Origin of the sequence: Cytobacillus sp. FSL R5-0569, assembly GCF_038007265.1 — a bacterium.
Lineage (GTDB): Bacteria > Bacillota > Bacilli > Bacillales > Cytobacillaceae > Cytobacillus > Cytobacillus kochii.
In genome coordinates this window covers 2431420-2454319 of record NZ_JBBOWW010000001.1, presented here as the reverse complement: position 1 = coordinate 2454319, position 22900 = coordinate 2431420, and the positions used below count along the sequence as shown (strand labels likewise).

Here is a 22900-nt window from a genome sequence, read left to right as displayed (position 1 = left end):
AACAATGAAAAAAATTCCAGTGACCGTTCTTAGTGGTTATCTAGGTTCCGGTAAGACAACATTATTAAATCATATATTAAATAATAGAAACGGTTTAAAAGTAGCAGTCATTGTAAATGACATGAGTGAAGTAAACATCGATAGTGAACTTGTTCGAAAACAAGGAAACTTTTCTCGAACGGAGGAAAAATTGGTGGAGATTTCAAATGGATGTATATGCTGCACTCTTCGAGAAGACTTACTTATAGAAGTTGAACGATTAGCTAAACAAGGTGAAGTAGATTACATACTGATTGAATCTTCAGGTATTAGCGAACCTGTCCCTGTAGCACAAACCTTTTCTTATATCGATGAAGAAATGAATATAGATTTAACTCGGTTTTGTAAATTAGATACGATGGTAACGGTTGTTGATGCGAATCGATTTTGGCATGATTTTGAATCAGGAGACACATTATTAGAACGTAGGGAGGCAGTTGGGGAAGAAGATGATAGAAATATCGCTGATTTACTCATTGACCAGATTGAATTTTGCGATGTGCTTATATTAAATAAGTGTGATTTAGTAAATGATATAGCCCTTGATAAATTAGAAAAAGTGATTAGAACACTGCAGCCACAAGCGAAGATTATTCGTACGGTAAATAGTGAAGTAAATCCGAATGAAATATTAAATACTGGGCTTTTCGATTTTGATGAAGCCAGTCAATCTGCAGGTTGGTTACAAGAGCTCTCGATCGGTCCTTCTGATCATACGCCTGAAACAGAAGAGTATGGCATTTCATCTTTTGTCTATTACCGAAAATACCCTTTCCATACTGAACGTTTTAATACTTGGTGTCAAAAAATGCCATCACAAATAGTTAGATCAAAAGGGATTGTTTGGTGCGCGAGCAGAAATAACTTAGCTATATTAATGTCACAAGCTGGTCCTTCTGTAATGATGCAGCCCATATCCTATTGGGTAGCATCACTACCAGAGAAGGAAAAAGATGAGACCTTAAAGGAAAACCCTAGTTTGTTAGATGATTGGGATGTGGAATTTGGTGATCGTCATACTAAACTTGTGTTTATTGGAATGGATATTGATGTAGATTTAATAACAAAAGAATTAGATGACTGCTTGTTATCACCAAGTGAGTATGATGCCAAGTGGGATGAACTGCTAGATCCATTTAGCTGGACAATCAATAGTTAGATAAATCGGTCCAGTTATAAAACATGTTGATGTTGTCGAGGAAAGAAAAATTATTTTCTTTCCTCGTTTTTATTTTTAATAGGAGTTTTCATAAGATACTGTTATGCATTTTAGCCTTTGATATTAGAAGTTAACTAATCATTACAAATGCATGAGTACATGATATAAGAATGGACACATTAATAAAATACAATTTCAATACTGGTGGTGTCTTATGGATCTGATTACAATATTAAATTTACTACTACTGGCCTTCTTGATCTTTGCGACCGGTTTTTTTGTGGCAGCTGAATTTGCTGTTGTCAAACTAAGAATGTCACGGATTGATCAGCTTATTGATGAGGGGAATAAAAAAGCAATTACTGTCAAGAGGGTAGCAGATAACTTAGATTATAATTTATCAGCTTGCCAACTGGGGATTACCGTAACAGCTTTAGGACTTGGTTCCCTTGGTAAGCCAACCGTTGAGAAGATATTATATCCTGTTTTTGATTGGTTAAATATTTCACAATCATTATCATCAGTTCTTTCATATGCCATTGCCTTTATTTTAGTAACCATTCTACATGTAGTTGTCGGTGAAATGGCACCTAAGACCTTAGCGATTCAATTTGCCGAAAGAATGAGCTTATTATTAGCGCCCCCTCTTTACTGGTTCGGAAAAATCACGTTTCCTTTCATTTGGTTACTTAATGGAACATCAAGAGTAATATTACGTATGTTTGGCGTGCCGGCAAAAGCAAAAGAAGATTCCTATACGGAAGAAGAATTGAAAATTGTCATGACGCAAAGTTATCAAGGCGGTGAAATTAACCAAACCGAACTCGAGTATATGGAAAATGTTTTCTCCTTTGATGAAAGGGTGGCCAAAGATATCATGGTTCCGAGAATTAATATGGCTGTGTTCGAGCAAAACATGGCGAAGGAAGAAATTGAGCAAACCATGATAGAACATAATTTTACAAGATATCCTGTTATAGATGAAACTAAGGATCGAGTGATCGGCATCGTTAATGTTAAAAAAATGTTGGCAAAGATGGCAGGCAAAAGGGATTATCACTTGTCTGATTTTATTCAATCTATTCCGTTTATTTTAGAAACAACAAAAATATACGACGCATTCATCAAAATGCAAAAAACCGGTGTTCACATGGTGATAGTTGTGGATGAATACGGTGGTACCTCTGGTTTACTGACGATAGAAGATATTTTAGAAGAAATTGTTGGTGAAATTCGCGATGAATTTGACGAAGAGGAAGTCGAAGAAATTGAGTATCGTGCACCTAACAAATACTGTATCTCTGGACGCGTTTTATTGGATGATTTAGAAGAAAAATTCGGGATGACATTCGCAAATAGTGATCAAATTGATACATTAGGCGGTTGGATTCATCAAAAATTAGCGGGCATGGCAAAAAAGGGAGATGTCATAGAAGAAAACGGTCTCACTTGGACAGTAATGAAAGTAAAACAACTACAAATCCAAAGAGTACAATTAGAAGGACTTCATATTGGAGGTGAACCCAAAGGGGATTGAGAATGGACGGTATGATTATTTTAAATCTATTTCTTGTTGTTGTGTTTATTATTTTAACCGCATTTTTTGTTGGTGCAGAGTTCGCTATTCTTAAGGTGCGAATGTCACGAATTGACCAACTGATTGAAGAAGGAAATAAAAAGGCTAAAATATCGAAAAAAGTGGTTGTGGGGCTCGATTATCATTTATCGGCATGCCAATTAGGAATTACTGTTACCGCCCTCGTACTCGGTGCATTGGGTGAGCCAACAGTAGAAAAAATTTTACATCCTGTTTTTGAACGATTCGAAGTATCTAAAGCAACAGCCACTTTATTGTCGTATTTCATTGCTTTAGCGATTGTCACGTTTTTCCACGTTGTCTTTGGAGAATTAGCTCCAAAAACATTGGCGATCCAATATTCAGAGAAGATGACATTGTTACTTGCTCCACCATTATATTGGTTTGGGAAAATAACAAAACCGTTTATCAAATTCTTAAATGGAGCTTCGCAAAGTCTTCTAAGCTTGTTTGGTGTCGAACCGTCGAAACATGAAACAGCGCATACAGAAGAAGAAATAAAGTTGATTGCCACACAAAGCTTTGAAAGTGGTGAGATTAACCAAGCAGAACTTACTTATTTAGAAAATATTTTTAGTTTTGATGAACGAAAACTAAAAGATATCATGATTCCTAAATCAAGTATCATTACACTTGAAAAAAACATGAGCCTTGCCGTATTATTAGATATTTTAGAAAAACACGCTTTTACTCGTTATCCTGTTAAAGACAAGATAGATGGAAGGATTAAAGGTTATATAAATGCAAAGGAATTATTAACGAAAAGTCTAGTGGATCAAGATGTATCTATCAGTGATCTTATTCATGAAATTCCAAACTTTCTAGAGACTTCTCCAATTAAGGAAGCTTTACTAACGATGCAAAAAACAAGAAAGCATATGGCACTTATTCATAATGAAGAAAATCAAGCCGTTGGTATTGTCACAATGGAGGATGTTCTAGAGGAAATTGTTGGTGAAATTGGTGAAGAAGGCTATAGCGTAACCTAACAACTATATGATTTACCTAATGCGTGAGAGTTTAAGACCGACCGTAGGCCTCGTATGGTATCGTAATTAGGATTATCATCTTTCATATTTTTGATATGAATGATACTAAACAATAGAAGTGGTATGATCTTGTGCAAAATATATGCAATATCATAGCAGAAAAATCCCTCGCTCAACTATAAGGTAGTAGGTGAGGTGAGCGAGATGTATCAATCAATTCTACGAAACAACCGGGCATTCAGATTTTATTTACTAAGTAAGAGTTTCACAAGTTTAGGTAATATGATGATAAATATGGCTTTATTGTTTTTTGCTTTCTCATTAACTGGTTCATCTAGCTATGTAACTGCTATGGTGGCCGCACAGGTGTTGCCATATTTGCTATTTGGATTAATAGGAGGCGTATTAGCGGATTGGATTCCTATTAAGAAATGGCTTATTCGGATGGAAATCATTAAAATACCGATAATCATGATAGTGATTGTTCTATTTTATACTCAGCAATTACAATATTGGCAACTTATTTTTCTCTGTTTATCTATACATACAATAGGTTGCTTATATGATCCTGCGAGTAGAGCGTTATTGATGAAAGTGACGGTTGAAGAAGAGAGAACAACGGCCAACAGTTTAGTTGACTCTATTACAAGAGGTGTTGTTATAGTAGGCCCAGTTGGAAACCTCATCATTTTAGCTACGATCGGTAAAATACATTTATTTACAGTTTCGATAGTTAGCTATCTTGTTAGTGCCATATTCCTTTCATTTGTGAAGGTATACATTCATAGTGACATCAAAACGAAAAAATTAAAAATTTACAGGTCCTTAAAGGAATTTTTTCACTGGTTAATACAGCACCATATTCTTAGGAATGTCATTTTCATCACTGTTGTGATTGTATTTTTCCATACTTGGGTCTGGCAAGTAGGATTATTTTTGTTAGTAGGGCAAATGGTTACAAAGGGAGAAGAATGGTACAGTATTTTAACCAGTTGGTACGGCCTATTTGTCATTGTTGTTAATGTAATCATTCCTTTATTTATCAAAAGATTCACTATGATGCAATATGTAATTGGTTCATTTATATGGGGAGCTGGCATTAGTATCGTCGGTTTAGTTAATGGGCTCCCATTTTTGTTTATTGGTGTGTCCCTCGCAGCGATTGGTCTACCGATTTCAGGGTTAGCTAGAGTTTATTTGTTACAAAAACACCTACCAGATGAGATGTTAGGCCGAGGATTTAGTTTTAGCGCATTTACTTTATATTGTGCGAACGCCTTTTCCTTATTATTATTTGGTTTATTCTCACATATTGTACCAATAAGATTCCTCTTTGCACTATGTGGCCTTTTTATATGTATCTTCACTCTTTATTACTTTGTGAAGTTGTTACGAAATGTTCGAGGTGAAATGCCATATACTCTTTTAAAAAGGCGATTATAGACAGCAATGGATGAAAAACCTGCGTTCAGAGCCGTATCGAGAATAGTCGTATCATTCTGTTTCAATGAAAACAAACTTCTTTGCAGACGATAGATTTGTAACCACGAATAGGGCGAAACCCCGACGATTTCCTTAAAATAATGAGAGAAATAATAGACATCCCAATCAATAATTGTTGCCATGTCCTTGAGGGTCCATGGTGATTGATAGGCTTCTTTTAATGAGGACGTAACTTTGTAAATAGCAGGTGCTACGGTTTGATAATGCTCTGTTGGTAGCTGATGGTTATTCGCATGTATCGTGTGTTTTAATAGAAGGATCGCTAGCTGTGTGTAGCTGTTCTCAAGGAATAAGCGAAACATCGGCTGTTGATCGTCTTCTTCTAGTGTCATCATTTCAATTACCAGCTCAATCCATTTCGTGATCATTGGATTGAGCTGAATAACCGCTGCAAATGCAATATCAATAGGTTCAACACCAAAAGATTCATTCACATCTTTTAAAAAAGAAGGGTTGATTTCAATAAGAAATTTTTGCTTTTCAACAAATAATTGCTGATGAGGTGTAAATGGATCAACCATAATAAATTGATTAACCTTAAGTTTTTCCACCCTTTGTGATAGATGGTAATGAATGGGTCCGTTTAAAGCATATATCAATTTATACGAAGCATCTGAACGTAATAAGCTTTCTTGTTGAAAGGTGTTTTTATAGAGAAACAGTCCCTTTTTTGAAGGAATTAATACATTTCCATGTTGCATAAGAGCTCTCCTATCTTAATCATAGTTTTCCTCATGATTACCTTCTTTGAAAATAGTGGCAGCGTCTTGTTTTGTCCATTCCGGAATACTCATTTTCGGATTTTTCTCAATGTAATTTTTCACCATACGGTAGCCCTCAGAATAGCCATACAATGGTGGCAGTGGATCAAATCCGCCATAAAGAATCTCATTAGAGTGCTCGAGTGTTCCTTTTTCGAAATGAGGTGAAGCATAATCCCATGCCTCTTGATCATAAATCTCATTTGTATTGATCATTTGTTGATTAGGGTAAATGATCTCTTGAAACATCACTGCCTTTCCTTCAAAAACCATATTATCTAGGACAGTCCATTTCTCAGATGGCCCTCTATATGCAGCTTGCCAGGCACTATGATGATATTCATGAGCGAGTGTAACCTTAAAACGATCGATGGAAAGGTACTCGTCAAACAAAATGAGAATCTTATCTGATCCTACTGCCATTCCAAAACCAGGGTAGGAAACAGGAAGTAAGCATACATTGATTTCCTTTTCTATCGGTAAGGCAGCAGCAGAAAGCTCTAATGCTTCTGACAAGTTATCTTTTACCTCCTTACTATTCATCCGTTCGATGGCTCTTTGTAGTTTGTCGAAATTCTCCGGGTTATGTGACAATACATCTTCAGCGATATGAAGAAATTCGCCGTCAAGAAAGCAATCATTATAAATAGGATCAATGACCGCTTCTTTATAATCTGCGAATATAGCATCTTCTTCATCATGATCTTTTATGTACTTTTCCATTAAATGTTGGATTTCTACAATATTAAATGATTGTCCGGTTTCAGTTTGGAAAGACCAGTTCGTTTCTAATTTTTCATTCCTACTCATTTCAGAACACCCGCATAATAAAAACAACACTGTTAAGCTAAGACAAAAATAAGTAAGACGACGCATAGATACCTCCGATTAAAATTTCCGCCCAATGTAGCTAGCAGAGACAGGGTGTAAATTCATTTCTCTCGCCCAAATAGACAACTGGCCGATATGATGAATTTCATGGGCAATTATATGATGAAGAATCGCAGTCACATTTTGGTGACTAGAGTCCCAAGGAATAAATACTTGTTTATCTATAGGTACATCATGAGGAAAGGTAGCGCTTATTTCAGTTCTTAGTTGATTTGATAGATAATGAATACGATCAAGTGTCTGATAGTCACTATAATCAAATAGTACATCTTCTTTTCCATTGATACATCGTAGCCAGCTATACTCCACATCAATGATATGGAAGAAGGTATAAAGAATACTCTTGACACCACCGACCCTCTCCTTTAATAGTTCATCAGGAGGGATGTCTTTCAACAGTGTCAACCATTCATCTCTCACTTGCCAATTATATTGAAAGAACTGGAACAAAATCACTTCACTCCTCTTACAAAATTACATTTTTTCCAAAATATGATACTATTAATTATAGCAAAAAAAGTAATAGGAAGTTGAATAATTGCAAGAAAAAATAGGAAATACAGAAAATAAAATAGGCTACAATATATAAATTGACCAGATAATCATCTGTATCAAATTTCCACCTGTTTTTTATTGTAATCGAAATGTAAAGTAAAGCATGGAGAAAAAGAACGTGCTCTTTTTATTTTCAAATGGATAACTGAAATCTCGAGAGAAAGACATTCATGCCAAGCAATATCAAAATAATAGTAATCGGCTATTTCGTTTTACAAAAAAGGCATTGTTTCTTGCCAATCTTGTTCTATAGAATGGGATGTGAGGCCGTTTAGCAAAGTGTGTTGGTTCTATATCCATAGAAACTGGACTTCTCGTTTGTTTATTTAATGCCTTTTATCTTTAATCATTAAGACTTTCATATTGAAAGGAGTGATTGCCATGTTCACAATGAATCTAACAATAATTGCATGTAGGTGTTTAGGGGATTCTTTTACTTAAGGAGAGAGTAAATGGAAATAAGAGCTTATAGACCAGAGGATGAAATAGGTTGGGTGAGATGTAGAGTACTTGCCTTTTTGGATTCAGCTTATTATGACAATGTTTTAACTGCAAAAGAGCATTACGAAAATCAAGCGATTGAACTCACAGCTATCATGGACAAAACAGTTGTCGGCTTGATCGATGTAGAATATGAAAATGAAGAAAGAAGTATTTGTTACCATGGGAGTGGACTCGGTGGCATGATTTGGCATATCGCTGTCCATCCCGATTACCGAAGACAAGGGATTGCCCGGGCATTACTGACAGAAGCTGAGCGAATAGCTCGTAAAAAAAACATCAATCGGTTAGAAGCGTGGACGAGAGACGATAATGGAGTCAACAGTTGGTACCAGCAAAACGGATTTACTAGTGATTACTCCTATCTTCATCTTTATATCAATGAAGAAGAGGGTAGTGATGTCATTTATAGCAAAGAAAAAAATATCCTACCAATGACAATCTTCGCGCATTATGTCGGTGATAACAAAGAAGAAGTGAAGTCACAGTATAAGCGAGCATATGAATGTTTTTGTTATGAGAAGTTTCTGTAAAACCAAATCTATTATAAGTATGATAAAGATTAAATAGAATAAAGAAAAGGCATGTTGGATGTTTCACACCATGCCTTTCGCAAATTTATAGTTCCCCATTTTTAACCTTCTCAACTCAACTACTGTAAATAAAGAGGTATAGATATCTCGTACTTCATTTTTTTGGTCCTTCTTATCCTCAATTGGATAAGTAAAATAGCAAAGCAGGGTTAATCGCACTTACTTATGAGGTGTTGCTTCCATATGGTGCTCGATTATTTGCAGGCTTTTCTTTTCCCTAGGTCAAGATAAACATGAGGGTGGAGCAGAATAAAGAATGTCATTTTGCTCGATTCTTAGCGTAAAAAGAAGAGTAAAGATTGTATAAAGAATTTTATATATTTGGATTTACGTTAACTATAAGACTCGAAATTATCGGAATTTTTTTTCGAGTCTTATAGAGAATGATAGGGGGAAATCTATGGTAACGACAATATATATGGTTAGACATGCAGAATCGCCGTTTATATTTGGTGAGGAGAAAACGAGAGGTTTATCGCCAAGGGGAAGAGAAGCAGCAATTAAGGTCACTGAGATTTTAAAGGATAAAAAGATTGATAGAGTCATCTCTAGTCCATATACACGCGCAATCGAGACTGTTCGAGAGGTTGCAGAAAATAGGCAACTACAAATCAAAACATATGAAAATCTAAGAGAAAGACCAATTAAGGGGCTCGATTACCATGCAGAAGAAAAGGAATTATTATCCGCCATTGAGCAGTCATTTAAAGACGAAAATTACTGTTTAGTTGGAGGAGAATCCACAGTTGCCGCACAAGAACGTTCTATTCCAGTCATAAAAGAGATTTTAAACAATTATAAGGGAGAATCTATTGTTATTGGGACACATGGAAATATCATGACGATTATAATGAATTACTTTCAAAAACAGTTTGATTTTCAATTTTTTCAACAAACAACAAAACCTGATATTTATGAGATGGCTTTTGCTGAAGAAAAACTGTTAACGGTTAATCGCCTATGGGGGAACAGTCATCATGAAGAAAAACAATAAAATACAAGCCGTTTTCTTAGATAGAGATGGCACAATTGGTGGCGATGACACCATCCATTATCCTGGGGAATTTAGACTCTTTCCCGGTGTAAAAGAAAATATAAGCAAGTTACAGGAAAAGGGAATAAAGGTTTTTGCTTTCACGAACCAACCTGGAATTGCGAAAGGATTAACGACAAAAACGGCATTTATTCACGAATTACTTTCTTTCGGATTCGATCAAGTGTATATTTGCCCTCATGCCCCTGAAGCGGAATGTAAATGTCGCAAACCAAATACTGAAATGCTCCAGCAAGCAGCAGAAGATTATAAGCTTTCCCTAGCTCGAACCGTCGTAATTGGCGACCGCTGGAGTGATATGGTTGCCGCTTCAAAAGTAGGTGCAATGAAAATCTTAGTCAAAACTGGGGCAGGAGAGCAAACATTAAAAGAGCACCAGGAGAGACTCAAAGACATTGAGTTGGATAAGGTTGTTGAAGGGATAGACGAGGCCATGAACGTTATTCATCGAGAGTATATATAAATGTTCGATATGTACGGAACGCTATTTCAAACAGATAAGATATTATGATACTTGAAAAATATCTTAAATGAATGTTGAAATTTATCTAGAGGTAAAGGTAAATAGAACAAAGTTTAAGTGGAGAGTTAAAAAACTACTTAACCTCTGAATATAAATACTCTAAATAAAAGTATCTATAAGATAAATTAAGGGTGGAGATAGTATCCCCACCCTAACAAGACATAGAACCAGAACCTTATGAAGCTTGGTTTTATGATGTTGTACCATTTACTGCTGTTCTTTCAAAGTGATTTTTTCTTTTTGGTTTTGTTTCATCACTTTTTTTACTATGATTGCTATCACAAATAGGGCCAATAAGATTAAAGTGATAGTGGCACCCGGAGGCGTACCATACTCATAAGATGTAAATAAACCACTTAACATACCAGTCAACGCAATAGGTATCCCTAATAGAATTGTGCTTGCAAAGCTACGGCTCAATCGCATAGAAATGGCTGCAGGAAGAATTAAAATGGCGGATACGAGCAGGGAGCCAACTATAGGCATAATAATAGCAATCGTTACTCCGGTTAATACATTAAAGGCAATCGACATCGTTTTGATTGGTAATCCAGCAGTAAACGCTGTTTCTTCATCAAATATTAAAACGTACATCGCCTTACGGAAAATGATATATAGTATGACGATGATTCCCGCTAAGAGATAGAGCATCCATACTTGTTGTGTGCTAATTGTTACGATAGAACCGAATAAAAACTGATTGATATTAAGTGTAGTTCCACCTTGGTTCAAACTCATTAAAAACAATGCTAAGGCCATCCCGCCAGACATTAAAATAGCAATTGAAACTTCTGAATAGGTGCGATATAACATACGTAAGTATTCCAGTAAGATCGCAATGATCACCACCATGATAATGTTCGTACAAGTCGGATTGATACTAACTAATAATCCGAGTGCTACACCAGCTAAAGAAACATGAGCTAGAGTATCTGCCATCAGAGACTGTCTCCGTAGTATGAGAAACAAGCCTAGCATAGGGGCAATTAAAGAGATGAGAATCGAGGCTTGGAAAGCTCTCTGCATGAATTCATAGAGAAACATCTCCAAGGCAATTCCTCCTTTCGAACAAGTTCAATATGTTTATTACAATAATTTCGTAATTCGTCGTGGTCGTGCGACACCATCAGAATTGCTTTTTCGTGTATTTCACTTTGATGTCGCAATAATTGGTAGAATTCCTCCCGTGATTTTTTATCCATTCCTGTAGTAGGTTCATCTAGAACAAATAAGTCCGGATCTGTAGCAAATACACGTGCGATCGATATTCGTTGTTTTTGGCCTCCTGATAATTCACCAATTTTTTTATGACGCATCTCCCATAATCCTACAGATTCAAGGGATCGTTTCACTTGATCTTTATCCGCTTCAGTCAACTTTTTAAACCACTTGCCCCTTTGATAGAGTCCTGATTGAACTAATTCTAAGACTGTACTAGGAAAACCAATATTAAATGAAGATACTTGTTGGGGAACATATCCAACCACTAACTTCTCACCATATCGATTCGTAGGAGACTGCGTAACTTCCCCCATAGTAGGCTTAAGCAATCCTAAGATATTACGTAACAAAGTTGTTTTTGCGGCGCCATTTTCACCGGTTAACATGACAAAATCACCCGGGTTTAGCTCAAATGAAATATTTGTTAAGACGGGTTCTTTTTCGTAGTGGAAAGAGAGATCATCTACTTTTATATAGAACACTTTTTCATCTACCTTTCTTCATTTTCCAAAAATAAGGTGGAAGGATTGCAGGATCGTCTATCTGATTCTTTATCTAATAGATAGAAGTTAAATTAACCAGATGGGCTAACTAGAATGATGCAAACCCAAACCTTGGTTAGTTAGCCTTTTTTAAATAACCGCCTTCACCAATTGATTCTAATGTACACTAAGTTGCAATGCTTTAAGGTTATGACGCATAGCTTCAATATAACCTAAGTCATTTTCTAATAATTCTTCAGAAAGTACCTCTAAATCATACAATACAGCTGTGTCTGTTCCTGTCTCTGATGCAACGGTTTGAGCAATGGAGGAGCTCGCTCCTTGTTGATAATAAATCACAGGTACGTTATTCTCTTCGACTAAATGACCGATTTCAGCAATACGTGAAGGACTGGGCTCAACTTCTGTAGATAATCCCCCAATCGCAATTTGTTCTAGGTTGTAACGTTTCGCTAGATGGCCAAATGCCTGGTGTTGCACGACAAAAACACGATTTTTCGCATCTTTTAAAGTAGTTTGATATTCCTCATCTAGATCCTTAAGTTCATTCATAAAGGATTCAGCATTCTTCTCATATATTTCTTCTCCACCTGGATCTGCCTCAATTAAGGCATCACGAATCGCTTTGATTTGATTTTGTGCTAAAACTGGATCAAGCCATATGTGAGGATCTTGTTCTTCGTGATCATCAATTAACACAGATACAGGGTTAGATTCTGCCTGAATATGATGTTTATCATCATAAAGAACAGCTTTCAATTCAAAGCTTTTTCCTGTGGTTTTGTACTCAAAATGATCGGTTACTTGTTTTGGTACTGCTTTCCATTCTTGGTTAGCATCTTCTCTCATCATCCAATGCCAATGATTATGATTGAATGAATCAGTCGGCACAGCTTCTAATGTAACAACATCACCTGTATGATAATGATCTGCTAACCCTTTAATGTTTATTTCCGCTTCCTTCTTGGAATGGTTATGTTCAGTGTCTACCTGGTTATCATGGTTATCAATATTAATTTCTACTGGCTCTGATTCTGCATATTTATTATGATTATCATCATAAATAACAGCACGAATATTTAAACTTTTATCTGGAGCAACCATTGTCAACTTTTTAGTACTTTGCTCAGAAATAGCTTCCCATTCTTCACTCGCATCTAACTGCTGATACCAATGCCAGTGATCATAATCGGCATTTCCTATTAATTCAGCTGAAAGTTGAATTTCATCACCCGTATGGTAATGATCTGCTACCCCATTGATCTTCACTTGTTCTGTTCCAGTTGAGTCGTGTTCATCATGCACATTTTCATGGTTTGATTCATCGAGACCGTCTGCAGCACGTGCTATAACGAGATTGTTGTTCTCTACCGTATTAAGTAGGCTCTTTACCCAATACTCCATTTCTTCACTACTGTAGACAAACACATCTGCTTGACTGACAGCAGCTACATCTTGGGCACTAGGCTCGTAGTGATGGGTATCTTGACCTTCTGAAACCATAAGTTGAACATTTGCTCGATCACCAGCTACTTGTTTGGTGAATTCATACATCGGTAAGAAGGAAGCGACAACAGTTATTTCAGATTCATTCTTATTTCCAGCTTCTTTTGAATTTTGAGACTGACAACCAAAAAGAAATGCTATCACGGTAAAACATATGAATATAGTTTGGTGTTTTTTCATTTTATCTATGAATCTCCTTGTTAGAATGTGTTGCAAAAGTAGAGAGAAGAGAGGACCAATCCATCTCTTCTCCAAAGTATTAATGGGCTAATTGATCACGGACAATATCATCGCCGTCTAAGTTAGATGGATAATAAGTCGGCCAGTGAGTTACTTCTTCCAATAATTTCTCGCGATCATCTCCCCAATAAAGATGAAAATGACTAGATTTCTGAGGGGATATAATATGGTCACTAAATTGAATGTATTGAGGCATCTCATTAGATTTTTCTGCAAGTTTATAGATAAAACGAACACCGCGATTTCCTTTTTCATAAGTCAGAATTTCATAGCCATCATATTCGTAGTCTCCAGAAAACTCTTCTCCGTCCTTGTAAAACGTTACATTACCATGATCAATAACAATACGCTCGACGTCTGTTACATAACCTTCTGTATAATAGTCTTTGTATTCTTCCGCAGTCATGTCACCTTCTTCAGCTTTATGTGCAAAGACTTCATCTAAATCACCATTTAAAAGGTAAGGGTAGACAGACTGCCAATCGCCTTCCCAGTCTGTTAATTCACGATCTGCTACTTGATCATCATCAAAATACCCTTGATAAATTTGTTTGCTTTCTTCATCATGCCCATGATGATCATCAATAACAATAGTTACCGGTTCTGATTCAGCAAATACCTCATGATTATCGTTGTAAAGAGCTGCTTTAATTTCTAAACCATCGACGCTTGCTTCGCCTGAGAAGGTGTCACCTTCTTGACCAGATGCAACCTCCCATTCTGATTGGCCACTTTCTCTTGTATACCAATGCCAGTGATCATAATCAGCATCTTCACTTAATACAGCAGCCAATTCAATGGTATCCCCAGTGTGATAATGATCACCTAAGCCATCGATCGCAATATCTGCTGTTTCAGCTGAAGTTGCATTATCATTTGTAGATTCCCCTTCTTCTGCAGAAGTACTGTTAGTAGTTGCTGTTTTTTCTGAATCTTGACAAGCTACTAATGCTAAACTTAAAGCCAATACACTTAAATATAAATACGGTCTTTTCAAAATAAACATCCTTTCGCGTTGGATTTAATCGTAACGATTACGTTTTAAAGAATATACTTTTAGAAGGCTGATCAATATGTATAGAGTATGATTTCCTCAGATGCATGTCTTTTTTGTTTAATCGTAACGATTACGTTTTAAAGAGTATAATGTTTTTAGTGGTTTGTCAATATGAATATATAATTTTTAAAAGAAGATTGATATTTCATTAGCTGAAAAGAGAGCAAAATAATTTGTTTGGTTCACTTTCAAAAAAGAAAGCTATTAATAAATGAGGAAAATTAGTTTATGAAAAATGCGATCAGATTTAATAGCAAGAAGAGTAGTGCTGAATAAGTAAAAATGACTAAGAATTATTCCTCTAGAAGATAAATCTGAAGATGCAGAGTCACAGTTCGTTTTAGGTAGGTGAGGATAATAAGAGAGTAAGATTTTAGTAATAAAATCAGAGTACTATTTTGTGTGTTTGCTATTTATTAAGTGTACAAAAAATAGCATACCTGATAAAAACGTTAGGTATGCTGATTTTTGTAAATTAATTGGGGCTTTGTTTAAATACATTTTTTTTAGTTGTATTTTTGTGATTCTTTGCTTTTTGAGTAGGCATAAAACATGCTAAAATTAGTGCCGCAAAAGATAAAACTAACATAAATATATAGGCACTACTTGAGCCAAAGATAGATGCCAATTTAGCAAGTTGAACGGCAGAAATATGCCCATTTTCAAGGGATAATTCTTGAGCATAAGATGTTGATTGAATGGTGTAAATCGTGATAACTACTGCAGTACCAATCGCACCTGCTAATTGACGAATAGTATTGTTTACTGCCGAACCATGGGAACCTAACTCTCTTGGTAACGCGTTTAAACCCGCTGTATTTATAGGCATCGTAATAAAGCTTAAGCCAATTCGTAAAATACATGTTCGTAACAATAAATAAAAATAGGTAGTTGATGCTGATAAATCAATCATCACGCCCCAAATCGCAATAATAATAAACACTAGACCTGTTATAAAAAGTGGCTTGGCGCCGTATTTATCATACATCCTACCTGTGACCGGTGATAAGAAAGCATTAATTATCGCACCAGGTAATAAAAGTAAACCTGCTTCAAAAGCTGTAAAACTTCGACCATCCTGTAAGTAGATGGGTAGTAGGATTAAATCAGCATACATAATCATAGTAATTAGTACATTGATTAGTGATGTGAGTGTAAATATTTTATACTTAAATATAGATAGATTTAACAATGGATCTTTGGAAGTCAATTGACGTGAACAAAATAAAGTCGTAACAATTAATCCAGTAATAATGGTCGTAATAACAACAGGGTCATCCCAGCCTTTGCTTCCTGCACTACTAAATCCAAATAAAATAGAACCAAAACCAAATGTTGATAAAATGACACTTAGAATATCTAACTTTGCTTTTGATGTTTCTGCCACATTCATTAAATATTTAAAGGCAAGTATAATAACGATTAATATAAAAGGAGTTATTCCAATAAATAGCCATCTCCATGATGAAAATTCCATAATAAAACCGGATAATGTAGGAGCAATAGCTGGTGCAAAAATCATCGCAAAGCCAATAGTACCCATAAAACTTCCACGCTTTTCAATCGGATATAAATACAAAACAACTGTCATTAATAAAGGTATGATAATGCCAGCACCAATGGCTTGAATCATTCTTCCTGTTAATAACATGCCGAAATTGATTGAACAAGCACATAGGACTGAACCAAACAATAAAAAGAACATCGAGCTAATAAACAGCTGTCTAGTTGTAAATCGTTTCATTAAAAATGCTGTTATCGGTACTAAAACCCCGTTTACTAACATAAATCCCGTTGATAACCATTGTACAGTTGCAGCGGATACTTCAAAAATGTCCATAAAACCACTCAAAGCCACATTTAATAAAGTCTGATTCAATGTTGATAAAAAGCAGCCAGCAATTAATACAACCATTAAAATATTTTTACTTCTTTTGGTTATTTCCTTTTCCATATATATACTCCTTACTCCAATTTGCATTATCAACATGACGTCGATAAAATTTATAGTAACAAATATATAATTTGGTGACCATGAACAGTTTTATTTGCGAGTGTATACTAATCGACATATTGATCAGTAGTTGTCGTTGAAGTCAAATGAAAATATACGAAGGAGTTATAAATGTCTAATTCTAAAAAAGAGGATCCACGTACCATACGTACAAAAGAAATGTTTAAAAAATCTGTACTCTCTCTCATAGGAGAGGAAGGCTACACCATTTCGAATTTGACAGTTCAGAAAGTAGCTGGAAAAGCAGGCTTAAATCGAACCACATTTTACTTGCATTATTTAGATATAGAAGACTTATTAACGCAAGTGACACAAGAGCTAGTAAATGATCTTTCTTCTAGAATCTTTTCATTAATTCAAGTAAAAGATTTAACAGAGAAGCAGCAACTAACACAGTTATTAGATTTCTTGTATATCCATAGAAACTATTTACAAACTTTATTCAATTTAAATCAGTTTGAGGATCAATTATTTCTACAGATAAGAAAATTAATAGAAGTACGAAGAGAGAATACAGAGAAAGATTTACCTGATGATTATGTTTCCATTGAAATTAAAACTGCCTCTTTAGTAGGCATCATTATGTGGTGGATACGAAAGGGGATTCACTATAGTTCAGAGTATATTTCAGATCAGATATATTTAATGTACAAAGTGTAGTGTTGCTAAATGACTCTAACTTGTATATGGTATCTGTTTACCAAACGGTGTTGATATGAGTTCAACTATCCATATCTATAATTTAAGGTAATGTATGTTAAAAATGTTAAAAATGTCGCAATGGTTAGATAAACATATGAAACATAAATCACATAAGTGTAACTTAGTTGTACTAACAGTTTTTATAGTTCATTCTTTTATTTAAAGCTTTAACAAATAGAAGTGTGAATAGTGAAAGTCATTTACAAATCCTAATAGTTTAAAATAATGTATAATTATTACATCTTGTATTTTTGACTACTGCTATTATGCTTATTTAGTATGATTTTATAATTGGTTACCAAGTTTATATAGGGAATTCTAGGGTTAGATCTAACCCTAGAATTCCCTGGTTTGTGCTTAGAAAATCAATATCTTAGCGAGCATTTTATCATTTTATCCTTTCCAAACGACGTTTTCCTGTTCTTTTTCATTGACAGTTAGTTGAAAGATATCAGGTCTTGCATAATGGCCAACTACATCAAAGTCAAATTTGCTTTCTGCTATTTGGTCGAGATTAATATCGGCATAAATAATCTTTTCTTCTCCGTATACAGGCTCGGCTATAAATTCTCCAAGTGGATTGACAATGCAGCTACCACCACTCGTTAGTTCATTATCTAATGATTGAAATTCAGGTCTAGATGATATTTCTTCAGGGTACATTTCTTTGGTTGAATATTGATTACAAGAGAGAACAAAACATCTACCCTCAACGGCAATATGTCTCATCGTAGATATCCAAGTATCTCTCGCATCGGCTGTTGGAGCAATATATATTTGAATTCCTTTTGCGTACATAGAAGCTCTTGCAAGTGGCATATAATTTTCCCAACAAATAAGGGAGCCGATTTTTCCAAAGGGTGTGTCAAAAACAGGCATTGTACTCCCATCACCTTCACCCCAAATCAGTCTTTCTGAGCCAGTTGGCTTCAATTTACGGTGTTTGCCGAGCAGTTGCCCATCAGGACCAAAGAATAACGCTGTGCAATAAAGTGTTCCTTTACTTGTTGTATCTTTCTCGATGACGCCAATAATGACATATGCTGAAATTTCCTTAATCACTTTACTTAACGTTTCAATCTCGGGTCCTGGGACTTCTATCGATTGATTTAAGTAATTTCTAAAATCTTCCCTTCCTTGTGCAGAGCGGCTGCCCACGACTGTACCAAATGACATGCCTCTAGGGTATGCCGGAATAAACGCTTCAGGAAAAACAATGATTTTAGCTTGTTTTTCCTTAGCTTCTCTTAATAATCGAATGACTTTTTCAATACCTTGCTCTTTATTCATCACGACTGAACCAGCTTGTACTACAGCAACTTTAAAATCTTTTATTTGATCCATAAATAAATTAATCCCTCACTATTATATAATTTGTTCTTTCTTTGAAGTTTCTTTTGCTAGATCTGGATAATATACTTTTTCGATTTCTTTATGAAAAGTTACTTTAATTTCTTCATCATTATCGCATGTAAATAAACTTACAATAATGAATGTGAAGCTTGCTAAGATGAGACCGCTTGTACCAGGACCCATTGGGAGTGGTGATCCGAATAAATAAACAAGCGTTAATGTCAATTCACCAACAATGATGGAAGAGATTGCTCCAGCTAATGTTCCTTTTCTCCAGAAAAGGGGTCCTAACGCACTTGGCACTAGTTGCATAACAATACTGTAGCCTAAAGCGGCGACAGGAACTAGAAAGCCTTGAGCAGTAGGCAAAAATGATAAAATAACAATAAAGAGGGTCATTAACAAAATTGTCCATTTCCCTATGGAAGTAATTTCAGCAGAAGAAGCGTTCTTTTTTATAAATCGGGCATAAATATCATTAACTAATAAACTAGCAGATGATAATAACGCACTATTAATAGTCGAGATTCCCGCTGCAATTACAGCTGCTACTACAATCGCCCCAAATATCGGTGCATAAGAAGAGAAAAATAACGGAATAATCCGATCACTTGTTTCAACTGTTAAGCCTGGTACTAAACCGGGGGTATGAGCGAACATCCCGATAAATAATGCACCTAACGCCATCAACCAGGAGTTCCAAAATGGTGTGATAATAGATGTCTTTGCTAAAATGAGTGGAGATTTAGCTGAGTAAAATTTCTGCCACATATGAGGCATGATCCAATAACCAAGTCCCAATCCAAGCGCGGTTTCAAAAATTCCCCAGAAGTCTCCTTTGTTAACTAGAATTTCAGGTGCCACCATTTGCAACGCATTGAATGCATTAAAGCCACCAGATTTTATAACAAAGATGACGGTAATAAAAATTAAGACACATCCAAAAAAGAAGCCCATAAATGTATCCGACCAAGCTGCCCCTCTTCCTCCACTTAACGTTACGATTATGCCAACGAATACGCCCATAATAAGGACACCGACCCAATATGGTATCGCTTCATTTGTCAAACTACTAAGAGCAAAAGCTCCACCGGTAATCTGAATGAGCATATAAGGAACAAGACCTATGATGCCAACGATTGAAAAAAATAACCTTAATTTACTGCTTTTAAAATATTTCTCCATCATATCTCCGGGCGTAACAAAATTATGCTTCCTCCCTGTATACCATATGCGTGAGCCAAACAACCATATGAATAATGCATGCACAACCGCCCAAGCGGCAAATGCTGAGAACCATACACCGTCACGATAGTGATTCCCAATTGCGCCGAGTAATGTCCAAGTACTGAAGTAACTAGCGCCTGTTGTCATTGTCATAACAATTGTCCCTAAACCTCGGTTAGCTAAAAAGAAATCATTCGGTGTGGCTACATTCGATTTTGATGCCTTGTTACTAATAAAAAGAAGGATTGCCAAGAATAAAATCAAAACAATAATTGTTATTGTTGTTTGGTTCATATTGTTATTCCTCCTTATCTATTTCATCCATTACTCTTTTAGCAAAAGGCTTGAAAAAGTAGAAGTAAATGATGAAAATGATTCCAGTATTAATTGCATTTAGAAATAGGACCCAAGCAAGAGGCTGGGGCAAAAATAGAACAAAATCTAGTTCGTTGAAAAATCCAAAATTAGGTAAGAACGTAGCAAAATAAACTAGAAAAAAGATAGTGATAAGCAATCCGTGAATTTTCCTCAATACATTTAACCTCCCGTTCCATGTGAGAAATAGTATCATAAATAAATATTAAATCTTCTGAACTTTAATGTAAAATATATAATTAGGATATAAACTATGCCTAATTAGAATAAAAGGAGGAGCCGTTATGAATATACAGCCAAAGGATATCGAGATTTTTATCCATATTGCAGATGATAAGAGCTTTACTAGAGTTTCTGAAAAGCTATATATTGCTCAACCCGCTCTAAGTAAAACCATTCAAAAGATGGAAAAAGAGTTAAATATGCAACTACTCGATCGCTCTAGAAGAGACATTCGCTTAACTGATGCCGGAAAGGTAGTGTATGAGAAGGGAAAAGAGATTATTGCAAAATATAGTAGTATGCAAAATGAATTAAACCATTTATCTGACTTAGTAACCGGTGAAATCAAAGTCGGTTTACCACAAATAATAGGAACTTGTTTTTTTCCTAAAATTATTAAAGCATTCAAAAAGATCTACCCAGGGGTAACATTTGAAATGATTGAAGAAGGAGGAGTAATTGTAGAACGTTTAGTTGAGAGAGGAGACTTAGATATAGGTTTTGTTGTATTACCTGTCCAAAGTAAAGGTGTAGCTTTTACTGAGATTTATAGGGATCAATTCGTGTTGTGTGTAGATAAAGATCATCCTCTTTCGAGAAGGAAACAAGTGTCCTTAAACGATGTAAAAAACGAGTCATTCATTATGTTCGCAAAGTCATTTACCTTACATAATTTAATTTTGGATACCTGCAGACAAAGTGGATTTGATCCTTTGGTGGCATATGAGAGTTCTCAATGGGATTTAATGATTGAGCTTGTATCAGAGCAACAAGGAGTTGCGTTAATACCAAGGTTATTAGCAAACAAACTTAACGGTGTCAATATCCTTTCTTTATCAGTGAAGGATATCAACACAGCCTGGCGTATAGGGATGATAACAGGAAAAGGGGGCTACCAATCCTTGGCATTAAAGGAATTTGTTAAGGTGGTAGAAGACTTATACCTATAGGAGTGTCTCTATTGGGAACAACTTAAAAATTTCATCCACTGTAATTTGGTAAGAGATCACATGCTCTTTGTCGCTCATTCTAAAATTTCTAATATAGAAATATTGAGTTCAATAGACAAGCCGAAAAGGTTGATTATATGATTATATTTATATATTTAGTTTCTAAAATTGATAATTATCGAAAATTAGGAAGGCAAGCAATATTCATTTTAGAAGTTAGCTAAGTGTTTAAGGCTTTACAATGCAATCTTGGAAGATTTTATGAGTTTAATTCAAGTGATTTAAAGAACTATCCGATTTTGATTCCGTTAAGACGAAATATTATACTAGAAAACAAATATTAGATTATAATGATATGCTCCCTTTTAGATAGAATAAAAGTATGAAAATTCCATCTTTTATAGAGGGGTATTTCTTTTATCCAAAACCTTATTCTACATTATATAAAAGGATACTTTTATGAGCTGTATTTTTTCACAAGAACGTAAAGAGATTCTAACAAAATCCCATCTTATTTAAGAATATTTTTTTGAATTAAAAACGCTACAGCATGTGTTCGATTTAATGTATTGGTTTTTGCCATGACACTTTTGATATATTGTTTAATCGTCGTTTCACTAATCTCTAATATATGGGCAATTTGTTTCGTACTATAACCGCTTGCAGTACATTTCATTACTTCGTATTCACGTTTCGATAGTTTTATTTCTGCCTCCTCGATAAAATTAAATTGATTGAATAAAATTTCTCCAATGTCCTTGCTAAATAAAGTTGCTTCTATTAATAGTTTAAGGTCAAAGGGCTTCTTAAATTGGGATCCTAGAAAATAGCCAATGACAACTTGGTTAAATATGATAGGAACAACCAATAGAGCATCTTGGTTATCTGCGATAATATATTTTTTTGATATATTTAAATGGAAGTTATTTCCTTCGTAATATTGTGGTGTTCTCGTTTTAATAGCTTTGAATATGGCCGGAATAGAAGTGATATCATCCCTTATAGAGGAAATATGTTTGAACTCTGACTTAGTAGCAGAAAGTATCCCCTCCGCTAAGTGGTCTATCGGAGAATATCGAAATAACATCGCTTCATTTAATGAAAAATCAGTAAGAAAGCTTTCCAATATTATTTTAATTTTATGCTCTTGATTGATAGCTGCCTTTATTTTATCTACGTTACTTTCCCATTTATCTAATTTAACCAATAAATACACTCTCCTTTTTTAATTTAGTCTTATATATTCATTACCTTATGGCATAGTTTATTTGTAATTTGACTTAAAGTATGTACTGTTTTATCAAAAAGTAAGAATAGTTGTTAGAATATTTAGATTATACAATATCATTGTAAGCGATTACAATT

The 22900-nt window shown here is 35.1% G+C and carries 21 protein-coding genes; 9 read left to right on the top strand and 12 right to left on the bottom strand.

Going from position 1 to position 22900, the window contains the following annotated elements; translation table 11 throughout:
• Window positions 1–4 precede the first annotated feature (4 nt).
• The 4 genes from MKX78_RS12575 to MKX78_RS12560 all read left to right on the top strand — a co-directional run bounded on the left by MKX78_RS12575 (window position 5) and on the right by MKX78_RS12560 (window position 5227).
• The gene (locus MKX78_RS12575; protein ID WP_307318546.1) at window positions 5–1198 is read left to right on the top strand and encodes a GTP-binding protein; all 1194 of its coding nucleotides are present in this window, start codon (window positions 5–7) and stop codon (window positions 1196–1198) included.
• A 214-nt stretch (window positions 1199–1412) separates the two neighbouring features.
• Window positions 1413–2735, top strand: a complete 1323-nt coding sequence (locus tag MKX78_RS12570) for a hemolysin family protein (RefSeq protein ID WP_307318549.1) — start codon at window positions 1413–1415, stop codon at window positions 2733–2735.
• A 2-nt stretch (window positions 2736–2737) separates the two neighbouring features.
• On the top strand, window positions 2738–3784 hold the full coding sequence (locus MKX78_RS12565) for a hemolysin family protein (protein WP_307318551.1): 1047 nt from the start codon (window positions 2738–2740) through the stop codon (window positions 3782–3784).
• Between the two features lie 204 nt (window positions 3785–3988).
• On the top strand, window positions 3989–5227 hold the full coding sequence (locus tag MKX78_RS12560) for an MFS transporter (protein WP_307318552.1): 1239 nt from the start codon (window positions 3989–3991) through the stop codon (window positions 5225–5227).
• Here MKX78_RS12560 and MKX78_RS12555 read toward each other — a convergent pair.
• The 3 genes from MKX78_RS12555 to MKX78_RS12545 all read right to left on the bottom strand — a co-directional run bounded on the left by MKX78_RS12555 (window position 5158) and on the right by MKX78_RS12545 (window position 7389).
• Window positions 5158–5988: a helix-turn-helix transcriptional regulator gene (locus MKX78_RS12555; RefSeq protein WP_307318555.1), complete on the bottom strand. Its 831-nt coding sequence runs from the start codon at window positions 5986–5988 to the stop codon at window positions 5158–5160. The genes MKX78_RS12560 and MKX78_RS12555 overlap by 70 nt on opposite strands.
• 15 nt (window positions 5989–6003) lie before the next feature.
• Complete coding sequence (locus MKX78_RS12550) at window positions 6004–6858, bottom strand: DUF2268 domain-containing putative Zn-dependent protease (protein ID WP_307318557.1); 855 nt, start codon at window positions 6856–6858, stop codon at window positions 6004–6006.
• 78 nt (window positions 6859–6936) lie between these two features.
• Window positions 6937–7389, bottom strand: a complete 453-nt coding sequence (locus MKX78_RS12545; protein WP_307318572.1) for a DinB family protein — start codon at window positions 7387–7389, stop codon at window positions 6937–6939.
• A 557-nt stretch (window positions 7390–7946) separates the two neighbouring features.
• On the opposite strand from MKX78_RS12545, the gene MKX78_RS12540 reads away from it, so the two are divergent.
• The 3 genes from MKX78_RS12540 to MKX78_RS12530 all read left to right on the top strand — a co-directional run bounded on the left by MKX78_RS12540 (window position 7947) and on the right by MKX78_RS12530 (window position 10105).
• Window positions 7947–8528 carry a GNAT family N-acetyltransferase gene (locus tag MKX78_RS12540; protein ID WP_307318560.1) on the top strand — a complete coding sequence of 194 codons (582 nt, stop codon included), beginning with the start codon at window positions 7947–7949 and terminating at the stop codon, window positions 8526–8528.
• Window positions 8529–8988: 460 nt separating this feature from the next.
• Window positions 8989–9582 carry a histidine phosphatase family protein gene (locus MKX78_RS12535; RefSeq protein WP_307318563.1) on the top strand — a complete coding sequence of 198 codons (594 nt, stop codon included), beginning with the start codon at window positions 8989–8991 and terminating at the stop codon, window positions 9580–9582.
• A complete protein-coding gene (locus tag MKX78_RS12530; protein WP_322909381.1) occupies window positions 9566–10105 on the top strand; it encodes an HAD-IIIA family hydrolase in 540 nt (179 codons plus the stop codon). The genes MKX78_RS12535 and MKX78_RS12530 overlap by 17 nt, the downstream gene beginning before the upstream one ends.
• 267 nt (window positions 10106–10372) lie before the next feature.
• Here the strand turns inward: MKX78_RS12530 and MKX78_RS12525 are convergent, their stop codons facing one another.
• The 5 genes from MKX78_RS12525 to MKX78_RS12505 form a co-directional block, all read right to left on the bottom strand.
• Entirely contained in the window at window positions 10373–11215 is an 843-nt protein-coding gene (locus tag MKX78_RS12525; protein WP_307313768.1) for a metal ABC transporter permease, read from the bottom strand.
• Window positions 11152–11868: a metal ABC transporter ATP-binding protein gene (locus MKX78_RS12520; protein WP_281203043.1), complete on the bottom strand. Its 717-nt coding sequence runs from the start codon at window positions 11866–11868 to the stop codon at window positions 11152–11154. The genes MKX78_RS12525 and MKX78_RS12520 overlap by 64 nt, the downstream gene beginning before the upstream one ends.
• 177 nt (window positions 11869–12045) lie before the next feature.
• Entirely contained in the window at window positions 12046–13575 is a 1530-nt protein-coding gene (locus tag MKX78_RS12515; RefSeq protein ID WP_341051177.1) for a metal ABC transporter solute-binding protein, Zn/Mn family, read from the bottom strand.
• Window positions 13576–13654: 79 nt separating this feature from the next.
• Window positions 13655–14641 (bottom strand): ZinT family metal-binding protein, encoded by a 987-nt coding sequence (locus tag MKX78_RS12510; RefSeq protein WP_341051176.1) that lies wholly within the window; start codon window positions 14639–14641, stop codon window positions 13655–13657.
• Between the two features lie 526 nt (window positions 14642–15167).
• Complete coding sequence (locus MKX78_RS12505; RefSeq protein ID WP_341051174.1) at window positions 15168–16646, bottom strand: DHA2 family efflux MFS transporter permease subunit; 1479 nt, start codon at window positions 16644–16646, stop codon at window positions 15168–15170.
• 171 nt (window positions 16647–16817) lie between these two features.
• Here MKX78_RS12505 and MKX78_RS12500 point away from each other — a divergent pair, with 171 nt between their 5' ends.
• Window positions 16818–17366 (top strand): TetR/AcrR family transcriptional regulator, encoded by a 549-nt coding sequence (locus tag MKX78_RS12500; RefSeq protein ID WP_341051172.1) that lies wholly within the window; start codon window positions 16818–16820, stop codon window positions 17364–17366.
• Between the two features lie 435 nt (window positions 17367–17801).
• Here MKX78_RS12500 and MKX78_RS12495 read toward each other — a convergent pair whose 3' ends face one another.
• The 3 genes from MKX78_RS12495 to MKX78_RS12485 are packed head-to-tail and all read right to left on the bottom strand — an operon-like array spanning window position 17802 to window position 20520.
• Window positions 17802–18752, bottom strand: coding sequence for a carbon-nitrogen hydrolase family protein (locus MKX78_RS12495; protein ID WP_341051170.1), 951 nt, complete (start codon window positions 18750–18752; stop codon window positions 17802–17804).
• Window positions 18753–18773: 21 nt separating this feature from the next.
• Complete coding sequence (locus tag MKX78_RS12490; protein ID WP_341051168.1) at window positions 18774–20282, bottom strand: sodium:solute symporter family protein; 1509 nt, start codon at window positions 20280–20282, stop codon at window positions 18774–18776.
• 4 nt (window positions 20283–20286) lie between these two features.
• A complete protein-coding gene (locus MKX78_RS12485; RefSeq protein WP_307313783.1) occupies window positions 20287–20520 on the bottom strand; it encodes a hypothetical protein in 234 nt (77 codons plus the stop codon).
• A 127-nt stretch (window positions 20521–20647) separates the two neighbouring features.
• Here MKX78_RS12485 and MKX78_RS12480 point away from each other — a divergent pair, with 127 nt between their 5' ends.
• Complete coding sequence (locus MKX78_RS12480; protein WP_307313784.1) at window positions 20648–21535, top strand: LysR family transcriptional regulator; 888 nt, start codon at window positions 20648–20650, stop codon at window positions 21533–21535.
• A gap of 511 nt (window positions 21536–22046) precedes the next feature.
• Here MKX78_RS12480 and MKX78_RS12475 read toward each other — a convergent pair.
• The gene (locus tag MKX78_RS12475; protein WP_307313787.1) at window positions 22047–22751 is read right to left on the bottom strand and encodes a helix-turn-helix transcriptional regulator; all 705 of its coding nucleotides are present in this window, start codon (window positions 22749–22751) and stop codon (window positions 22047–22049) included.
• Window positions 22752–22900 lie beyond the last annotated feature (149 nt).